Consider the following 15,063-nt stretch of genomic DNA (forward strand, 5'->3'; position numbering starts at 1 on the left):
TATTTGTGATTAGTGAGGAGAAAGAGTATCGCCCTTGTGTTGGCATAATGCTATTTAACAAGCAGGGGAATGTTTTTATTGGAAAACGCTTTGATAGTGACTCTTATTGGCAGATGCCACAAGGGGGAATTGACGATGATGAAGAGCTGGAGCAGGCAGCACTACGCGAGCTATTGGAGGAAGTTGGTACTAATAAAGCAGAAGTTGTGGCTAAAAATAAGGAGTGGATATACTACAATTTACTCGAGGAAGTTATACCGATATGCTGGAATGGGAGATATTCTGGCCAAAAGCAAAGGTGGTTCTTAATGAAATTTTGTGGGAAGGATAAGGATATTAATATTAACTATACTGATCATCCAGAGTTCAAAGAGTGGCGTTGGCAAAATGTGGATGATTTGGTAGCCAGTGCCATACCGTTCAAAAAAGAAGTTTATAAAAAAGTGATAGAAGAGTTTTCTTCTATCATAAAAGGATCTATTTATGATAGTTGATTCTCATTGTCATCTAATTTATTTTTCTGATGATGAAATACCAAAGGTAATTTCAAGAGCAGAGCAAAATGGTGTGAGAATTTTGCATAACATATGTATAAGCATTAATGATATCCCTAAATTATTAAAAATCTCTTCATCCTATGATCAAGTATACTGCTCCGTTGGTATACATCCTCTTGATACTAATGTGGAAAAAGGTGAGTGTATAAATGCTGATGAATTGATTGAATTTACTAAGGGCAAAAAGGTAATTAGTATCGGTGAAACCGGATTAGATTTTTATAAATCTGATAACAAAAGCAATCAAAAAAAAAGTTTTGCATCACATATAGAAGCGGCAAAAGTAACAGGATTACCTTTAGTTATTCACACTAGAAATGCTGATAGTGAGATGATTGATATGTTAAATTCAGAAATGAAGAAGGACGTTTTTAGTGGAGTAATGCATTGCTTTGCTTCTTCTAAAGAGCTTGCTTATAAGGCTATGGACTTGGGATTATACATTTCATTTTCTGGAATTATTACTTTTAAAAATGCGAACTTACTAAGAGAAATTGCACAAAATGTGCAACGTGAGCGTGTTTTAGTTGAAACTGATGCACCTTATCTATCTCCTGAGCCTTACAGAGGAAGAAAAAATGAACCGTCAATGGTAAAATATGTTGTGAATTGTTTAGCAGAATTATGGAATGAATCGCCGGAACAAGTAGCAAAAATAACTACAAATAATTTTTTTAGACTGTTTTCGAAGCTTGAGCTCAAAGAAATTCTATAGGGCAATTAATTTAGCTTACAGAGCTCTTTTACTGCACTTACAGATTTATAAAACATCTCTTGTTCACTATCGTTCATTTTAACTTCTAGAACTTTCTCAACTCCATTTTTGCCAATAATAGTAGGAACACCAATGAATAAGTCTTTCACACCATATTCACCATTAAGATAAGCAGCGCATGGTAATATACGCCTTTTATCTTTTAAGTATGATTCTAGCATGCTTATGGCTGAAGATGCAGGAGCATAGTATGCAGATCCAGATTTAAGTAGATCAACTATTTCTTTTCCACCATTACGAGTGCGCTCAACTATTTCATCAACTTTTCCTCGCGTAATCAAACCCATCTCAATGATTTGGGTAAGTGGAATGCCAGCAATTGAAGCATAATTGATTAGTGGTACCATAGTGTCACCATGTCCTCCAAGCACAAAAGCAGATACATCTTCGACAGAAATATTTAACTCAGTTGCAAGAAAATAACGAAAACGAGCAGAGTCAAGCACTCCTGCCATACCAACAATCATATTAGTTGGCAGACTTGAAGATTTGTATACTACTGAAACCATAGAATCTAAAGGATTGGTAACCACTATTACAAATGCGTTTGGAGAATGTTTTTTAATATTTTCCCCAACCTCTTTCATTACTGCAGCATTAGTTTTCAGAAGGTCATCTCTGCTCATTCCAGGTTTTCTGGCAATGCCAGCAGTTATTATAATTGCGTCAGAGTTTTTTATATCTTCATACCTATTTGTACCAGTAATATTGACATTAGATCGATCAATAGGAGATGATTCTGTAATGTCAAGCGCTTTACCTTGTGGTATTCCATCGCTTACATCAAGCAAAATAACATCTCCTAGCTCTCTTAGTGCAATCATATGGGCAAGAGTCCCACCGATATTTCCTGCACCAATCAAAGATATTTTTTTTCTTTGTGCTGTCATTTTCTACTCCTTTATATTTACTTTTGTGGCTTTACTACCTTCCCAAGGGGATAAGCTGTCAAACATACGAAAATCTTGTGGTAAGTCTATAGGATTATATACAACCTTTTTTGCCTCTATATCGTATCTTACTTCCTCGTAGCCAGTGAGAGGAAAATCTTTTAACATTGGATGACCTTTGAATCCATAATCCGTTAAAATCCTACGTAAATCTGGGTGATCAGAAAACTCTATTCCATACATATCAAATACTTCACGCTCAGACCACGAAGCTGCGTTAAATATCTTTGCTACACTTAGAGGTATATCACCTTCACATAACTGAAGCTTTATGTGCACTCTGATATTGTGTACAACGCTGAGCAAATTGTATATTAGCTCGAAACGTTTTTCTCTATCTGGGTAATCAACTCCAAAAACGTCAACTAATAATTCAAGCCTACACTTTTCATCATCACGTAGAAAGAGTAAGTGATTTTCAATGTCATTCAAAGCTGAATATATTACAATAGTGCCATCATTTTTCTGAATACATTCACATTTAGTCTTTTTTTGTATGTATTTTGCAGTTTTATCCATGCTATATATTTTTAGTTCGTTTTATTTTATTTTGTAGACATAGCATTCCATATAGCAACGCCTCAGCAGTTGGAGGGCATCCAGGAACATACACATCAACTGGCACAATTCTATCGCAACCACGGACTACTGAGTAAGAATAATGATAATAGCCACCGCCATTTGCACAACTTCCCATAGAGACGACGTATTTGGGATCTGCCATTTGATCATAAACTTTACGCAATGCTGCTGCCATTTTATTAGTTAACGTGCCAGCAACAATCATAACATCTGCTTGCCTTGGGCTTGCACGAAAGATTATGCCATATCTATCAAGATCATAACGACTGGATGCAGTGTGCATCATCTCTACTGCGCAACATGCAAGACCAAATGTCATTGGCCACAATGAACCAGACCTTGCCCAGTTCATTATATAATCTATTAAATCGCCAAATTTAGTGATAAGAAAACCTTCTTTTTTGTAACGATTCCAGTCGCCATTAGATAAATTTATTCCCATTCCAACGCACCTTTACACCACTCATAAATAAAGCCTATAGTAAGTATTGCAAGGAATATCATCATAGACCAAAATCCGCAATAGCTTATTTTAGATAAAGAAACGGCCCAAGGGAAAAGAAAAGCAATTTCTAAATCGAATATTATGAACAATATTGCAACTAAGTAAAATTTTATGTCGAAACTTTTTCTGGCTCTTGATAAAGGATTAAAGCCACACTCATATGTAGAAAGCTTTTCACCATCTGGGTTACTGACTGCAAGAAACATAGGTAATACACCTAAAGTAAAGGATACTACAATTGATACACAGATAAAAATTAATATGGTTAAATATTCACTCATTTAAAAAACATATAACACTATGAATTTACATGCTTTCCTAATCTTTTACCACCTAAAATATGTATGTGAAAGTGCGGTATAACTTGCTCTCCATCTTTACCGTGATTAGTAACTAATCTATATCCTGTTTTTTCTAAGTTATATTTATGTGCTATTTCTCTAACAGTTTTAAAAAAACTTACTATTTCCTCTTCGGAAGCTTTCAGAACAAAATCATCGTATGAAACGTATTGAGCTTTTGGTATAACTAGAATATGAACTGGTGCATCAGGATACTTATCACGAAAAGCTAGCACATTTTCATTTTTATGTACCTTCTCACAAGGTAACTCACCTCTTAATATTTGAGCAAAGATGTTATTGCTATCATAAACTTCATTTCTCATATTTTAAGAGCGACCTTTTCCTCTTCCTTTATTTCTTTCTACATCAGGCTTAGATAGTGGTTTTATTACTTCACCAGAGGCATCTTCAAAATTCAAAAAAGTACTTCCCAATCCTTCTACTTGCTTTTTGATATCTTGTTCTGATAACAGCATATTTTTTATAGGAGAAATAGCTTCTTTACTTTTACCAAAAGGAAATTCGCTAGGATTAGTAATGTTAAAAGATTTTACTAATTCATCTGTACTTGTAACAGTTTCTGAAGACTGCCCTGGTGACTTTCCAATTTGTGCTGACCTTAGAGCTTCTGATGATTTGTTCTGGTTATCATATTCTCGATACAATTTTTCTGAAATACCATACAGCAATTTTAAGTCTGTGTGAACTTTAAATTCTCCACCAGTGATTTCTGCAAACTTCTTGAGGTCGCCTTCAACTTTATTAGCAATTCCTTTAAGAACAAGCTCTTTTATTTCTTTCTCGCTCTTGCCTTTATTATCAGGATTAGTTTTAATAGTGTTAGATATTTCCTCAACGTTAATTTCAATTACAATTTTGTTTTCTTCTCTAAATATAGTTATATTTGGCAGATCTTTCCTTATTTTATCTAATTTCTCTGGACTCAAGTAAGGTATATCCCCCGTTAAAGTTCTTGACGCTAAAAAACTTACCTTACCTTTTTCTTGTTTTGTTATTTGTATGCCAAGGTACTTACTAGCTTCTGTGGTTTTTATAGGTGGGTCATATTTCTCTTCTTCTTTAGGTACATCACTCACAGCCTTTTTTAATGAAACTTTAGCATCATGCTTCATTTCATCAATTGAAGCAAACGGTTTCTTTATAGGATAAATAAGTGCTTTAGGCGCAAGAAAAAACACGCCTTTTATCTTAGCCAAAATAGACTTTTTATTTGACTCATCTTTTGCCATACATACCTCCAAGTCACTTTATACAATCAGATAGTAAAATACACCCAATTATAGACAAAAATATTTAAGCTTGTATATCTATTATAAGATGAAATTATAGAGACAGCAATCATTATTTGTACATTACCAAAGTATGTAGTATTTTTGCTGCTTTTCTTGTTAAAATTACCTTTAAAGATAAATTATGTTAAAATGGAACGCAAATAATATTATCGATGCTACTGGCGGAAGAGGGGAGGGTGTTTGTAATTCGGTATATAGCTCAAATATTTCAACGGATACAAGAAGCATAAAAAAAGGCGATTTATTTATTGCTTTCAAGGGAAAGAAATTTGATGGGCATGATTTTCTACATGAGGCATTTTTAAAAGGAGCTGTTGCTGCGGTAGTAAGCGAAGATAAATATAGAAATTTTCCTCTAATTATTGTGCAAGATACTCTAAAAGCTTTGCATAATATGGCATCATATTACATTAGAAATGTTCTTGTTAATACTAAAGTTATTACAATTACAGGTAGTGTCGGGAAAACGACTACAAAGGACATGCTGCACACTGTTCTATCTCAATATGGAGCGTCTTATGCAAACAAAGATAACTTGAATAATAATATAGGATTACCTTTTACTATTCTAAAAGTCCCAAAAAACTGCCAGTACTTAATCCTTGAAATGGGAATGAATAGAGCTGGTGAGATAAAAGAGCTATCGAAGATTAGCAATCCGGATATTGCAGTTATTACCAACATCGAACCTGCGCATGTTGAAAATTTTTCATCTCTACTTGATATTGCGCAAGCGAAGTTAGAAGTCCTATGTGGTATGAAAAATAATGGTACTTTGATTTTGAACAAGGATAATAAACATTATGATTATCTTTTATCAAATGCTGAAAGAAATGTAGTGAGCTTTGGTAAGAATGAAAGTGCTACTGTTCGTTTGTTAGACCTAATAAGAAACGATAGCGGTATAAATTTAAAAATTAAACCGCACAACGGTCAAATTATAAACTGTAATTTACGTTTGCGGGGTGAGCATTTTACATACTCTGCATTAGTTGTGACAGCAGTTGTGCAAAGTCTAGGACTTGATTTATCGAAATTACCACTAGCACTTGAGAATTTTACTGTAACAGAAGGTAGAGGTAATGTTCATCAAGCTAAATACAATGGAAAATTAGTACATTTGATTAACGACTCCTATAATGCTAACCCTACTTCAATGAAGGCTGCAATAAGAACTTTAGGTACATATTCTAATTTAAGAAAAGTGGCACTACTCGGCGATATGTTAGAACTTGGTAATGAAAGCATAGTATTTCATACAGAATTGCTTGACTCTATAGTAGAACAAAATGTGAATAAAGTTCATACATTTGGTAAATTTATGTTAGAATTGAATAAACTTTTACCGGAGAATATAAAAGGCATGCATTTCGATGATTCTAACCAATTGAAAAGTAATTTAGCTAATATTATTCAAGGTAATGATGTAATTTTAGTTAAAGGTTCTCATGGAATGAGAATGGACCTTATAGTGCAGGAATTCACAATAGAATATTAAATAAAACTATTGTATTAATTTAAAGTTAAGTTATTGGAAGTTTTAACTGTGATAAAACGTATAGTTATTTTTGGTGGAACGGGATTTATAGGAAAACACATCGTAAGACGCTTGGCAGCGGCGGGGTATTTAATAAGAATATTTACTCGTGATCAGGAAAAAGCTGCTTGTCTAAAGTTATGTGGCAACTTAGGGCAAATATCAATACTTGAAGGAGATTTTTTTAATGAAAAATCAATTTTAGAAAGTATGGAGGGGTGTGATGTTGTTATAAACTTAGTAGGAATATTATATGAAAAAAGAAAATACGATTTCTATACAGTTCATGTTGGAATAGCTGAAAGAATAGCAAAAGCTGCGCAAATAAAAAATGTATCCATGATGATACATTTTTCTGCCATGGGAATAGAAAATGGTAAGTTATCAAAATATGCCCAAAGTAAATTGAAAGGTGAGAAAGCTGTAGCTTCGGCGTTTCAAGGAGCAATGATAATTAAGCCCAGTCTTGTATTTGGTAAAGAAGATAATTTCTTTAATAAATTTGCAAGATTAGCAACAATTCTTCCTTTTTTGCCGTTGATCGGTAGTGGAATAACGAAGTTTCAGCCGATATGTGTAACAAACTTAGCTGAAGTGGTATACCGTATTATCAGCTTTAATAAGCAAGATAAAAAAATTTATAATATAGGTGGATCAAAAGTTTACTCTTTTAAAAGCTTATTAAAGTTTATTCTGAATGTGACTAACAGAAAGTGTCTACTGATCAATGTACCTTTTCCAATGGCAAGATTGATAGCCTTTTTCTTAGAAAGTAAAGTTGTTTCTGTGCTGTTAAAACCTATAACTGGAGATGCAAGCCCTATACTTACTCGAGATCAGGTGAAAGTTATGATGAGTAGTTCAATCGAAAAGTCAGATGATCTCGAAACAATGAAAATTAGACCACTAGCAATTGAAAATGTGGTACCAGAATACTTGAAAATTTATAGAAAGCATTGATAGAAGAATGTGCCCGGTAGGATTCGAACCTACGACCCACAGCTTAGAAGGCTGTTGCTCTATCCAACTGAGCTACGGGCACACATCATATATAAAATGCTTCTTAGTACACGTGAAGTCAAGTATTTCTTGTGAATATAATGTTTGTGATAATATCTCAAAACTTTGTCAGTACAGCATGTAACGATAAAACTGAGAAAAAAGAAGCGTGGGTAATAGGAAGTCTAATAGCGCAGTAACACAGAACCCCAGGCTAAACCTGCACCTATTGAAATCAGCAATATCAGATTTCCTGACTTTATTTTTGATTCTTGTACTGCATAGTCCAAGGCTAGTGGAATTGACGCTGCTGAGGTGTTTGCATGCTTATCAACTGTATTAATTACTTTTTCTACAGGAAAATCTAATTTCTTTACTACTGCTTCAATAATGCGAATGTTTGCTTGATGGGGAATTAACCAGTCAATATCAGTAATCTTTAAACTATTGCATTTTAGAGTTTCCTCTACTGAGGCTGTTAATTTCTCTACTGCATGTTTAAACACTTCTCTTCCATTCATAAGTATCTTTCCAGAATCACGAGTAGAGGATATTCCTCCGTTTGTACATAATAAGTCCACATTGCCATCAGAGTGTAAGTTTGTTGATATAATCCTACTGCTACTCATTTCTGATTTCATTATCACTGCACCAGCACCATCACCAAAGAGTACACAAGTTGACCTATCTTCCCAATCAACAATCCTAGACATTATTTCAGCACCAATAACAAGCGCGTATTTAATTCTATCGTTAGACTTTATAAGTGCATCAGCAACTGTAACTGCATATATAAAACCAGAGCATGCTGCCTGTACATCAAAAGCAAATGCGTTTTTACACTTTAATTTACTTTGTATAATCGTTGCACAGCTAGGAAAAGTTTTGTCAGGTGTTGTTGTTGCAACTATGATTAAACCAATTTCATCTATTGAAATTTTCGCTTTTTCTATAGCATTTTTCGCTGCATTAACAGCTAAATCTGACGTTAGTTCTCCTTCATCTGCTATATGTCTTTGAACTATTCCTGTTCTTTGCCTTATCCATTCATCGTTTGTTTCAACTATCGATGCAATTTCGTTATTACTCAAAATTTTTTTTGGTAGGTAAGAACCAGTGCTCAATATGAAACTTTTATTCAATATTACTTACCCCGTTAATTATCTTCTGGTTTAAATTTTCACTGATTGCATTTACTGCAAATTTTATAGCGTGAGCAAAAGAAATAGCATCAGAATTTCCGTGGCTCTTTATAATGATACCATTTAGCCCTAGAAACATAGCTCCACTTCTAATTTTAGGATTAAAACGCTCTAATGCTTTATTTAGCTTTGGTTTCAACAATATGCCAACAAGCATTTTTGTCATCCATGAATTAAATACTTCCTGTTTTATTAGACTGATAAAAGTACCAGCAGTTGCCTCAGCTGTCTTGAGCATTACATTACCAACAAAACCATCAGCAACAATTACGTCTATATTACCATCTAAAAATTCACTTGCCTCTATATATCCTTTGAAGTTAATACTTGGAGCATTTTTGAGTAACTCAAAAGCTCCTCTTACTGAGTCAGTACCTTTCACTTCTTCTGTACCAATGTTTAGCAAAGCGACTTCAGGATTTTCAACTTTTAATGCTATTTTTGCAAATATACTCCCCATTAATGCAAATTGAAATAATGAGTCAGTATTACAGTCAACATTTGCACCAAGATCAAGCAATGCAAAGCTTTTTGTCTTAGTTGGACAGACAGATGCAATAGCAGGACGATAGATATTGGGTAATGTTCCTAAAATAAATCTGGAGATAGCCATCAATGCTCCAGTGTTGCCTGAAGACACCATTCCAAAAGCTTTACCTTTTTTCACTGCTTCAACAGCTGCCTTCATACTTGAATCTTTGCGATGTTTCAGTGCAAAAGAGGGTTTATCATTTGGAAGAACATTATCAGAGCAATGGGTGAATTCGGAGTTATCGATTACTTTTTTGTATTTTGAAAGCAAAGGAGATATTTCTTTCTGATCTCCATAAATATGAAAAAAAACTTCAACACCTGGATCAACAAGATTATCCAAGAAAAAACTAGCACCCTGAATTACGGAAAGAGGTGCAAAATCACCCCCCATAGCATCAAGTGCAATTACTATATTATTGTTGACTGTGGGTAACATATCATGAGTTACTCCGCCTTTTGTTTAATGAAAACACGTTTTCCTTTGTAACTATTGTCAACTGCTATGTTGTGAGGCAACATGAATTCTCCAGTTGTTGCACATACCACAATATTCTTAGGCTTAATAGCATGATGAGAACGATGCATATTACGCCTTGACTTTGACTTTTTTCTCTTCGGAACTGCCAAAACTTACTCCAATTCAATTATATAACACAATTTATTAGTAGCATGTTTTTTACAAGAAGTAAATAGCGAAATAAGTAATGTTTTCTTATACAATTCAGTCTTATAAACTTAAACTCAAGCATTTTGATCAAAGTATATTGAACTTAAGACATATCTTGACTATACTCTGGCGAAGTTAATAAAAATTTTAATAAAATCAGTAAAACTAATTTTAGCTAAGATAAATGTAAAGTGAGTTCCTTTAATATAGACAGCGTTAGAATAATCGGTAGATGCTTTATGAACTTTCTCTTGAGAATTGGTAACGCATTTGTATTTTTTATTCAATCTCTATATCACTGCTTTACTCCTCCATATTATTTTAGCAATGTGGCAAGACAAATTATAGAGATAGGCTTTTTCTCTTTGCCAATTGTTGGGCTAACTGGAGTTTTTATAGGAGCAGTGATAGTTTTACAGAGTAGCTTAAGTGGTATATTGATTAATCAAGAACAAGTAGTACCTAAACTTGTTACGATCACTATCATTAAAGAGTTAGGGCCAGTTTTGATCAGCTTAATAATGGTAGGAAAGGTTGGGTCCTCAATTGCAGCAGAAATTGGCACAATGCGCATTACTGAACAAATAGACGCACTTACAACTTTGGACATCAATCCTTTCAAATATTTAATTGTACCAAGAATTCTAGCGTCAGTTATAGTATTTCCAATACTTACAGTATGTGCAGATCTAATAGGAATATTTGGAGGGTATGTCACTGCAGTCTTTGAATTTAACCACAATTTAAATATATACATAAAATATACAGCTCAATTCTTTAATATGTACGATTTTATTGTTGGACTAATGAAAGCGACTGCTTTTGGCGCCATAATTTCTGTCTCAAGCTGCTATTACGGTTACCATTGCAAAGAAGGTGCACGAGGAGTGGGTGTTGCTACAACATCAACTGTTGTTTTATCGTCCATACTGATCATTTTAGCAAACTACATGATTACTTTGATACATGCGTAACCCCATAATATCAATATCGAACTTAAATTTATCTTTTGATGAAAGGACAGTACTAAAAGATCTAAGTTTCGATATATTAAAAGGGGAATCATTAGTCATACTTGGCGGATCAGGAAGTGGCAAATCTGTATTAATAAAAACAATCATTGGCTTGGTGACACCAGACTCAGGGTCTATTAAAATAAATAGTAAAAGCAAAAATAAATTTGGGGTGTTATTTCAAAATTCCGCTTTATTTGACTACGTTACAGTGTGGGAAAATATATCTTTTAATTATAAAAAGCGCTTTAATATCAGCAAAAAGGAGGCAAAACAGCTAGCAATTGAGAAGTTAAATGATGTTGGACTGGAGGAAAACATAGCAGATATGTTTCCAATAGAGCTATCAGGTGGAATGAAAAAAAGAGTGGCACTTGCAAGAGCAATTGCACACAACCCAGAAATTATTGTATTGGATGAGCCAACTTCAGGATTAGACCCAATCATGTCAGATGTAGTAAACGAGATAATAATAAAATTATCTCAAGATCTTCGCCCTACAATTATCACGATTACACATGCTATTCATAGCACATTTAAAATAGCTGATAGAATAGCAGTATTATATGAAGGGGAGATCATTTCTCACGGAACTGTTCAGGAAATACAAAATACTAACAACGAATATATAAAAAAATTCATTTATTGTATATAGCTAAAGGTTTACAAATGATATTGTGGATGCTATAACTAGAGTAACTTGAGCTATCGGCAACCTTCGGTCTGTTACTAGTGTAGTGATATAGTGTGTTAGCTATAAAACAACGCATTAAATATAGGTAAAGTAACTTATATCAATTTTTATTATCATGCCAATTCTAACTGCAGAAATTTATTGAATTTATTACTTCAAGCTAAAATAATATATTTTACTATTCAACAGCAATTACAACTGATGATTTTATTTCATTCCGCTACTTGCTGAATTACTTTCTGCTTAGCATATTCATCAAATCAGATTCTTTGAGTTTACTATGATCGACTTTACTGAACTTATTTACCATAGAGCTCATTTGATTATACTGCTTAATTAAAAGATTAACATCAGTTACACTTGTACCGGACCCTTTAGAAATTCTAAGTCTTCTTTTGCCATTTAAAATATCCGGATTTTGTCTTTCTTTTTCAGTCATTGAATTTATAATGGCTATATATTTTTTCACTTTATTATCGTCTGGTATACCACTGCTTAACTTTTTTGTGAATGAGCTAGGAATGAATTTCATTATGTTGCTAATACCATCCATTTTATTGAGGGTTTTTAACATGCCCACTAAGTCGTTCAGATCGAACTTACCCTTTTTTACTTTCTTTTGCAGTTTATCAATTTCTTCCTGACCAACAATCTCAGCAGCTTTCTCAACCAATGAGACAACATCACCCATACTCAGTATCCTTTTTGCAATTCTATCAGGATAAAAATCATCAAGGTCACTTAATTTTTCACCACAAGCAATAAATTTAATTGGACAATTGGTGATCATTTTCATAGAAAGAGCAGCACCACCACGTGCATCACCATCAACACGGGTGAGAATAATCCCAGTTACACCTATTATTTCATTGAATGATTTGGCAATGTTTACTGCATCTTGACCTATCATTGCATCGGTTACTAAAATAACCTCTGTAGGTGAGGATATTTCCTTCACATCTTTCAGTTCATTCATCATATTATCGTCAATATGAAGCCTGCCTGCGGTGTCTAGTATTAATACATCATAATTATCGTTCTTTGCTGCTGCCAGTGCCCTTTTTGTAATTGTAGTGGGCTTCTCGTCTATTACTATAGGTAAAGTTTGCACATCTATTTGTTTACCTAGCACTTCAAGTTGTTTTTGAGCAGCTGGTCTATAAATGTCCAAAGAAGCAAGCAACACTTTTTTCTTTTGTTTTTTTAACTTCAGAGCAAGTTTCCCTGAAGTAGTTGTTTTTCCCGCACCTTGCAAACCCACCATCATAATCACAGCAGGAGGTTTAACCGATAAATTTAAGTCACTTTTTTCTGATCCAAGAACTGCAACTAAATTATCCTGCACAATTTTGATTATCATTTGTGCCGGAGAAACACTTTTTATGACTTTTTCCCCAATCACTTTATCTTTAATGTCGTTGATGAATTTTTTTGCAACTTCAAGTGAAACATCAGATTCAATTAAGGCCATGCGTATTTCTCGCATGGCAAGGTTAAAATCATCTTCAGAAATAATTGACTTTCCTCTCAGTTTATTAAATACAGAATTTAAACTTTCAGTTAACGATTTAAACATAATATAATTAGTAGAATACTCATTAAAAAGAGAGAAGAAGCTGAAACAAAACTCACTGAGTTATAACTCAGCACTTCTTTAAGTTTATTAATATCATTAAAGTATAAACTAGCAGGTGAATTAGTCAAGTTTTGCAGTAGGTTGGCAGATATTTCTCTCACTTTAAAGATCAGTTGATTGAACACCAAAGCAATATATGGTATAAGAGCTCTGAAAATCCAATCAACATCCATTTTAAAATTTATTCTTGGATAAAACAACTTGCGTAAAGGAATAAACAATAAAGTGGTACATAATAACAAATTAAATTGCGACAAAATATTTTTTGTGTTGTACACAAAATCGAAAATCGAAGATTTATTGTAAATAGGTAAGTAAGGATTTCCAGCGATTACACATATAAATGCTAAAATAAGCATAGGTATTTTACCTTCCCTCTTTGCTAAAGGTTTTGACTTACTTTTTGCAATAAATATGTAGTAAAGAAATTTGAGTCCCACGCTTAAATAAAGCAGTAAATTCAGAATCTTGTATAAATTTTTATATCCTTTTAGGGCAGCACCATTTATTTCAATTTCAGCTGCAATGTATGATTTACTGACGAATCCAGCAGTTCCAGGAAATGTAGCCATTGTGAGTACTGCGATCATAGCGCACATACCTTCCACTGACATTAGTTTACCCATTCCATTAAAACTAATTGTTTTTGTTTGTGAAATAATCGAATTGCTGACTACAAATAATAGTGATTGATAAAGAAGAGAGAAAATTATGTGTAACATCAAAATTGGTATTGCATTTTCTGAAGGGATGAGTAAACCTCCTGCAATAATCAGCAAGCCCATTTGTCCTACAGCATTGTAGCATAAAAATCTACGAATATTTTGCTCAAGGGAAGCAAATATAATGCTGTAAATTACAGTAATGGCGCCTACAAGTGCTAATATTTCAGTACAATCTTGCCATAGGGTATAAGTGTGTAAAAGCATCACTAAAAAAGAGACTTTAGTGGTAAATAAAGAGAGATATGTAGTGCCATGCAGTGACGCATCAGGATACGCATCAACAACCCAAAATGAAAAAGGGAAACAAGCACAGTTTATCAATAAACCCAAAATTATCAGGTTAGTGCTTTGAGATGCCAATCCTGCTATCAATATAACTCCAACGAAAAAGTGTATACAAGCATACCTTATTGCAGATCCACTATCTTTACAGCTAGCCGCGATAACAAAAAATGCACTGATGGTCATTAACTCAAAGAATATTATAACCAATATCATATGTTCAGATAAAACTGCATAAAGTGAACTAATAGTGTAAGCAGCAAAAGATAGCATCTCTGAAAAAGTCAAATTTTGTGCTGGTAGAACAGCTAAAAATGCAACTGATAAAAAAGATATTAGTACGATACGAAAAGATAAATCAAAATTTAGAACTGGATGAGAGCAATTCAGCGTAGTACCTAAATTTTCAGGTAATATTAGGACTATCACTATTAATGTAGTCAATAGAAATAGCAATAAAAATTTATAAAGTTGCACAATGATGTAAAACAGTATGGTTTATGCTACCTCAACATACAAATAAAATCAATTTGCGTATTAACCACTAGTTAAGCTAATTACCATATAATTATATCAGGGTTTAGAAGGTCATAGAGAAACCGGTCAGATTAGGTTTTTAATCTAATCTGACCGATAGCTTTAATAGTGAGGTAATCTTTAATATAGCACTCCTAATTCACAGTGCTACACTCGTGCATAATTTATTTTTAATTTGTGCACGAGCGTTAGTAAATTATTTACTTTTTGA

At 33.5% G+C, this 15,063-nt stretch carries 17 protein-coding genes and 1 tRNA gene; 6 read left to right on the forward strand and 12 right to left on the reverse strand.

The window, feature by feature from the left end:
• Positions 1-5 precede the first annotated feature (5 nt).
• On the forward strand, positions 6-494 hold the full coding sequence (locus AAE962_RS03405) for an RNA pyrophosphohydrolase (RefSeq protein ID WP_343288580.1): 489 nt from the start codon (positions 6-8) through the stop codon (positions 492-494).
• Positions 484-1,272, forward strand: coding sequence for a TatD family hydrolase (locus tag AAE962_RS03410; protein WP_343288581.1), 789 nt, complete (start codon positions 484-486; stop codon positions 1,270-1,272). The genes AAE962_RS03405 and AAE962_RS03410 overlap by 11 nt, the downstream gene beginning before the upstream one ends.
• 5 nt (positions 1,273-1,277) lie before the next feature.
• Here the strand turns inward: AAE962_RS03410 and mdh are convergent, their stop codons facing one another.
• Genes mdh through AAE962_RS03440 form a run of 6 tightly spaced genes read right to left on the reverse strand, consistent with a single transcriptional unit; the run spans position 1,278 to position 4,963 of the window.
• Positions 1,278-2,222 carry a malate dehydrogenase gene (mdh, locus tag AAE962_RS03415; RefSeq protein ID WP_343288582.1) on the reverse strand — a complete coding sequence of 315 codons (945 nt, stop codon included), beginning with the start codon at positions 2,220-2,222 and terminating at the stop codon, positions 1,278-1,280.
• A 3-nt stretch (positions 2,223-2,225) separates the two neighbouring features.
• Positions 2,226-2,801 (reverse strand): NADH-quinone oxidoreductase subunit C, encoded by a 576-nt coding sequence (locus tag AAE962_RS03420; protein ID WP_343288583.1) that lies wholly within the window; start codon positions 2,799-2,801, stop codon positions 2,226-2,228.
• 1 nt (position 2,802) lies between these two features.
• Positions 2,803-3,306: a NuoB/complex I 20 kDa subunit family protein gene (locus tag AAE962_RS03425; protein ID WP_007302257.1), complete on the reverse strand. Its 504-nt coding sequence runs from the start codon at positions 3,304-3,306 to the stop codon at positions 2,803-2,805.
• Entirely contained in the window at positions 3,297-3,650 is a 354-nt protein-coding gene (locus AAE962_RS03430) for an NADH-quinone oxidoreductase subunit A (RefSeq protein WP_064085468.1), read from the reverse strand. Before AAE962_RS03430 ends, AAE962_RS03425 begins: the two co-directional genes overlap by 10 nt.
• Before the next feature lie 17 nt (positions 3,651-3,667).
• Positions 3,668-4,036: an HIT domain-containing protein gene (locus AAE962_RS03435; protein ID WP_343288584.1), complete on the reverse strand. Its 369-nt coding sequence runs from the start codon at positions 4,034-4,036 to the stop codon at positions 3,668-3,670.
• A 3-nt stretch (positions 4,037-4,039) separates the two neighbouring features.
• Positions 4,040-4,963, reverse strand: a complete 924-nt coding sequence (locus tag AAE962_RS03440; RefSeq protein WP_343288585.1) for a hypothetical protein — start codon at positions 4,961-4,963, stop codon at positions 4,040-4,042.
• Between the two features lie 184 nt (positions 4,964-5,147).
• On the opposite strand from AAE962_RS03440, the gene AAE962_RS03445 reads away from it, so the two are divergent.
• Together AAE962_RS03445 and AAE962_RS03450 are read left to right on the forward strand one after the other, a co-directional pair.
• A complete protein-coding gene (locus AAE962_RS03445) occupies positions 5,148-6,524 on the forward strand; it encodes a UDP-N-acetylmuramoyl-tripeptide--D-alanyl-D-alanine ligase (protein WP_343288586.1) in 1,377 nt (458 codons plus the stop codon).
• A gap of 48 nt (positions 6,525-6,572) precedes the next feature.
• The gene (locus AAE962_RS03450; RefSeq protein WP_343288587.1) at positions 6,573-7,523 is read left to right on the forward strand and encodes a complex I NDUFA9 subunit family protein; all 951 of its coding nucleotides are present in this window, start codon (positions 6,573-6,575) and stop codon (positions 7,521-7,523) included.
• Positions 7,524-7,531: 8 nt separating this feature from the next.
• Here the strand turns inward: AAE962_RS03450 and AAE962_RS03455 are convergent.
• The 4 genes from AAE962_RS03455 to rpmF form a co-directional block, all read right to left on the reverse strand.
• Positions 7,532-7,605 (reverse strand) — tRNA-Arg (locus AAE962_RS03455).
• A 142-nt stretch (positions 7,606-7,747) separates the two neighbouring features.
• Entirely contained in the window at positions 7,748-8,704 is a 957-nt protein-coding gene (locus AAE962_RS03460; protein ID WP_343288588.1) for a beta-ketoacyl-ACP synthase III, read from the reverse strand.
• Positions 8,697-9,734 carry a phosphate acyltransferase PlsX gene (gene plsX / locus AAE962_RS03465; RefSeq protein WP_343288589.1) on the reverse strand — a complete coding sequence of 346 codons (1,038 nt, stop codon included), beginning with the start codon at positions 9,732-9,734 and terminating at the stop codon, positions 8,697-8,699. The genes AAE962_RS03460 and plsX overlap by 8 nt, the downstream gene beginning before the upstream one ends.
• Before the next feature lie 8 nt (positions 9,735-9,742).
• On the reverse strand, positions 9,743-9,925 hold the full coding sequence (gene rpmF, locus AAE962_RS03470; RefSeq protein ID WP_006014434.1) for a 50S ribosomal protein L32: 183 nt from the start codon (positions 9,923-9,925) through the stop codon (positions 9,743-9,745).
• Positions 9,926-10,156: 231 nt separating this feature from the next.
• On the opposite strand from rpmF, the gene AAE962_RS03475 reads away from it, so the two are divergent.
• Complete coding sequence (locus AAE962_RS03475; protein WP_264336533.1) at positions 10,157-10,939, forward strand: MlaE family ABC transporter permease; 783 nt, start codon at positions 10,157-10,159, stop codon at positions 10,937-10,939.
• Entirely contained in the window at positions 10,932-11,633 is a 702-nt protein-coding gene (locus tag AAE962_RS03480) for an ABC transporter ATP-binding protein (protein WP_343288590.1), read from the forward strand. Before AAE962_RS03475 ends, AAE962_RS03480 begins: the two co-directional genes overlap by 8 nt.
• Positions 11,634-11,904: 271 nt before the next feature.
• Here AAE962_RS03480 and ffh read toward each other — a convergent pair whose 3' ends face one another.
• The gene (gene ffh, locus AAE962_RS03485) at positions 11,905-13,248 is read right to left on the reverse strand and encodes a signal recognition particle protein (RefSeq protein ID WP_343288591.1); all 1,344 of its coding nucleotides are present in this window, start codon (positions 13,246-13,248) and stop codon (positions 11,905-11,907) included.
• Complete coding sequence (locus tag AAE962_RS03490; RefSeq protein WP_343288592.1) at positions 13,233-14,792, reverse strand: proton-conducting transporter membrane subunit; 1,560 nt, start codon at positions 14,790-14,792, stop codon at positions 13,233-13,235. Before AAE962_RS03490 ends, ffh begins: the two co-directional genes overlap by 16 nt.
• Positions 14,793-15,063 lie beyond the last annotated feature (271 nt).

The sequence above is a fragment of the Wolbachia endosymbiont of Encarsia formosa genome, assembly GCF_039540065.1.
Classification (GTDB): Bacteria; Pseudomonadota; Alphaproteobacteria; order Rickettsiales; family Anaplasmataceae; genus Wolbachia.

Bases quoted from the DNA above. Each gene is read 5' to 3' on its own strand.
- AAE962_RS03410 (WP_343288581.1), top strand. From the start codon at position 484: ATGATAGTTGATTCTCATTGTCATCTAATTTATTTTTCTGATGATGAA.
- mdh (WP_343288582.1), bottom strand. From the start codon at position 2,222: ATGACAGCACAAAGAAAAAAAATATCTTTGATTGGTGCAGGAAATATC.
- AAE962_RS03420 (WP_343288583.1), bottom strand. From the start codon at position 2,801: ATGGATAAAACTGCAAAATACATACAAAAAAAGACTAAATGTGAATGT.
- AAE962_RS03425 (WP_007302257.1), bottom strand. From the start codon at position 3,306: ATGGGAATAAATTTATCTAATGGCGACTGGAATCGTTACAAAAAAGAA.
- AAE962_RS03430 (WP_064085468.1), bottom strand. From the start codon at position 3,650: ATGAGTGAATATTTAACCATATTAATTTTTATCTGTGTATCAATTGTA.
- AAE962_RS03435 (WP_343288584.1), bottom strand. From the start codon at position 4,036: ATGAGAAATGAAGTTTATGATAGCAATAACATCTTTGCTCAAATATTA.
- AAE962_RS03440 (WP_343288585.1), bottom strand. From the start codon at position 4,963: ATGGCAAAAGATGAGTCAAATAAAAAGTCTATTTTGGCTAAGATAAAA.
- AAE962_RS03445 (WP_343288586.1), top strand. From the start codon at position 5,148: ATGTTAAAATGGAACGCAAATAATATTATCGATGCTACTGGCGGAAGA.
- plsX (WP_343288589.1), bottom strand. From the start codon at position 9,734: ATGTTACCCACAGTCAACAATAATATAGTAATTGCACTTGATGCTATG.
- AAE962_RS03480 (WP_343288590.1), top strand. From the start codon at position 10,932: ATGCGTAACCCCATAATATCAATATCGAACTTAAATTTATCTTTTGAT.
- ffh (WP_343288591.1), bottom strand. From the start codon at position 13,248: ATGTTTAAATCGTTAACTGAAAGTTTAAATTCTGTATTTAATAAACTG.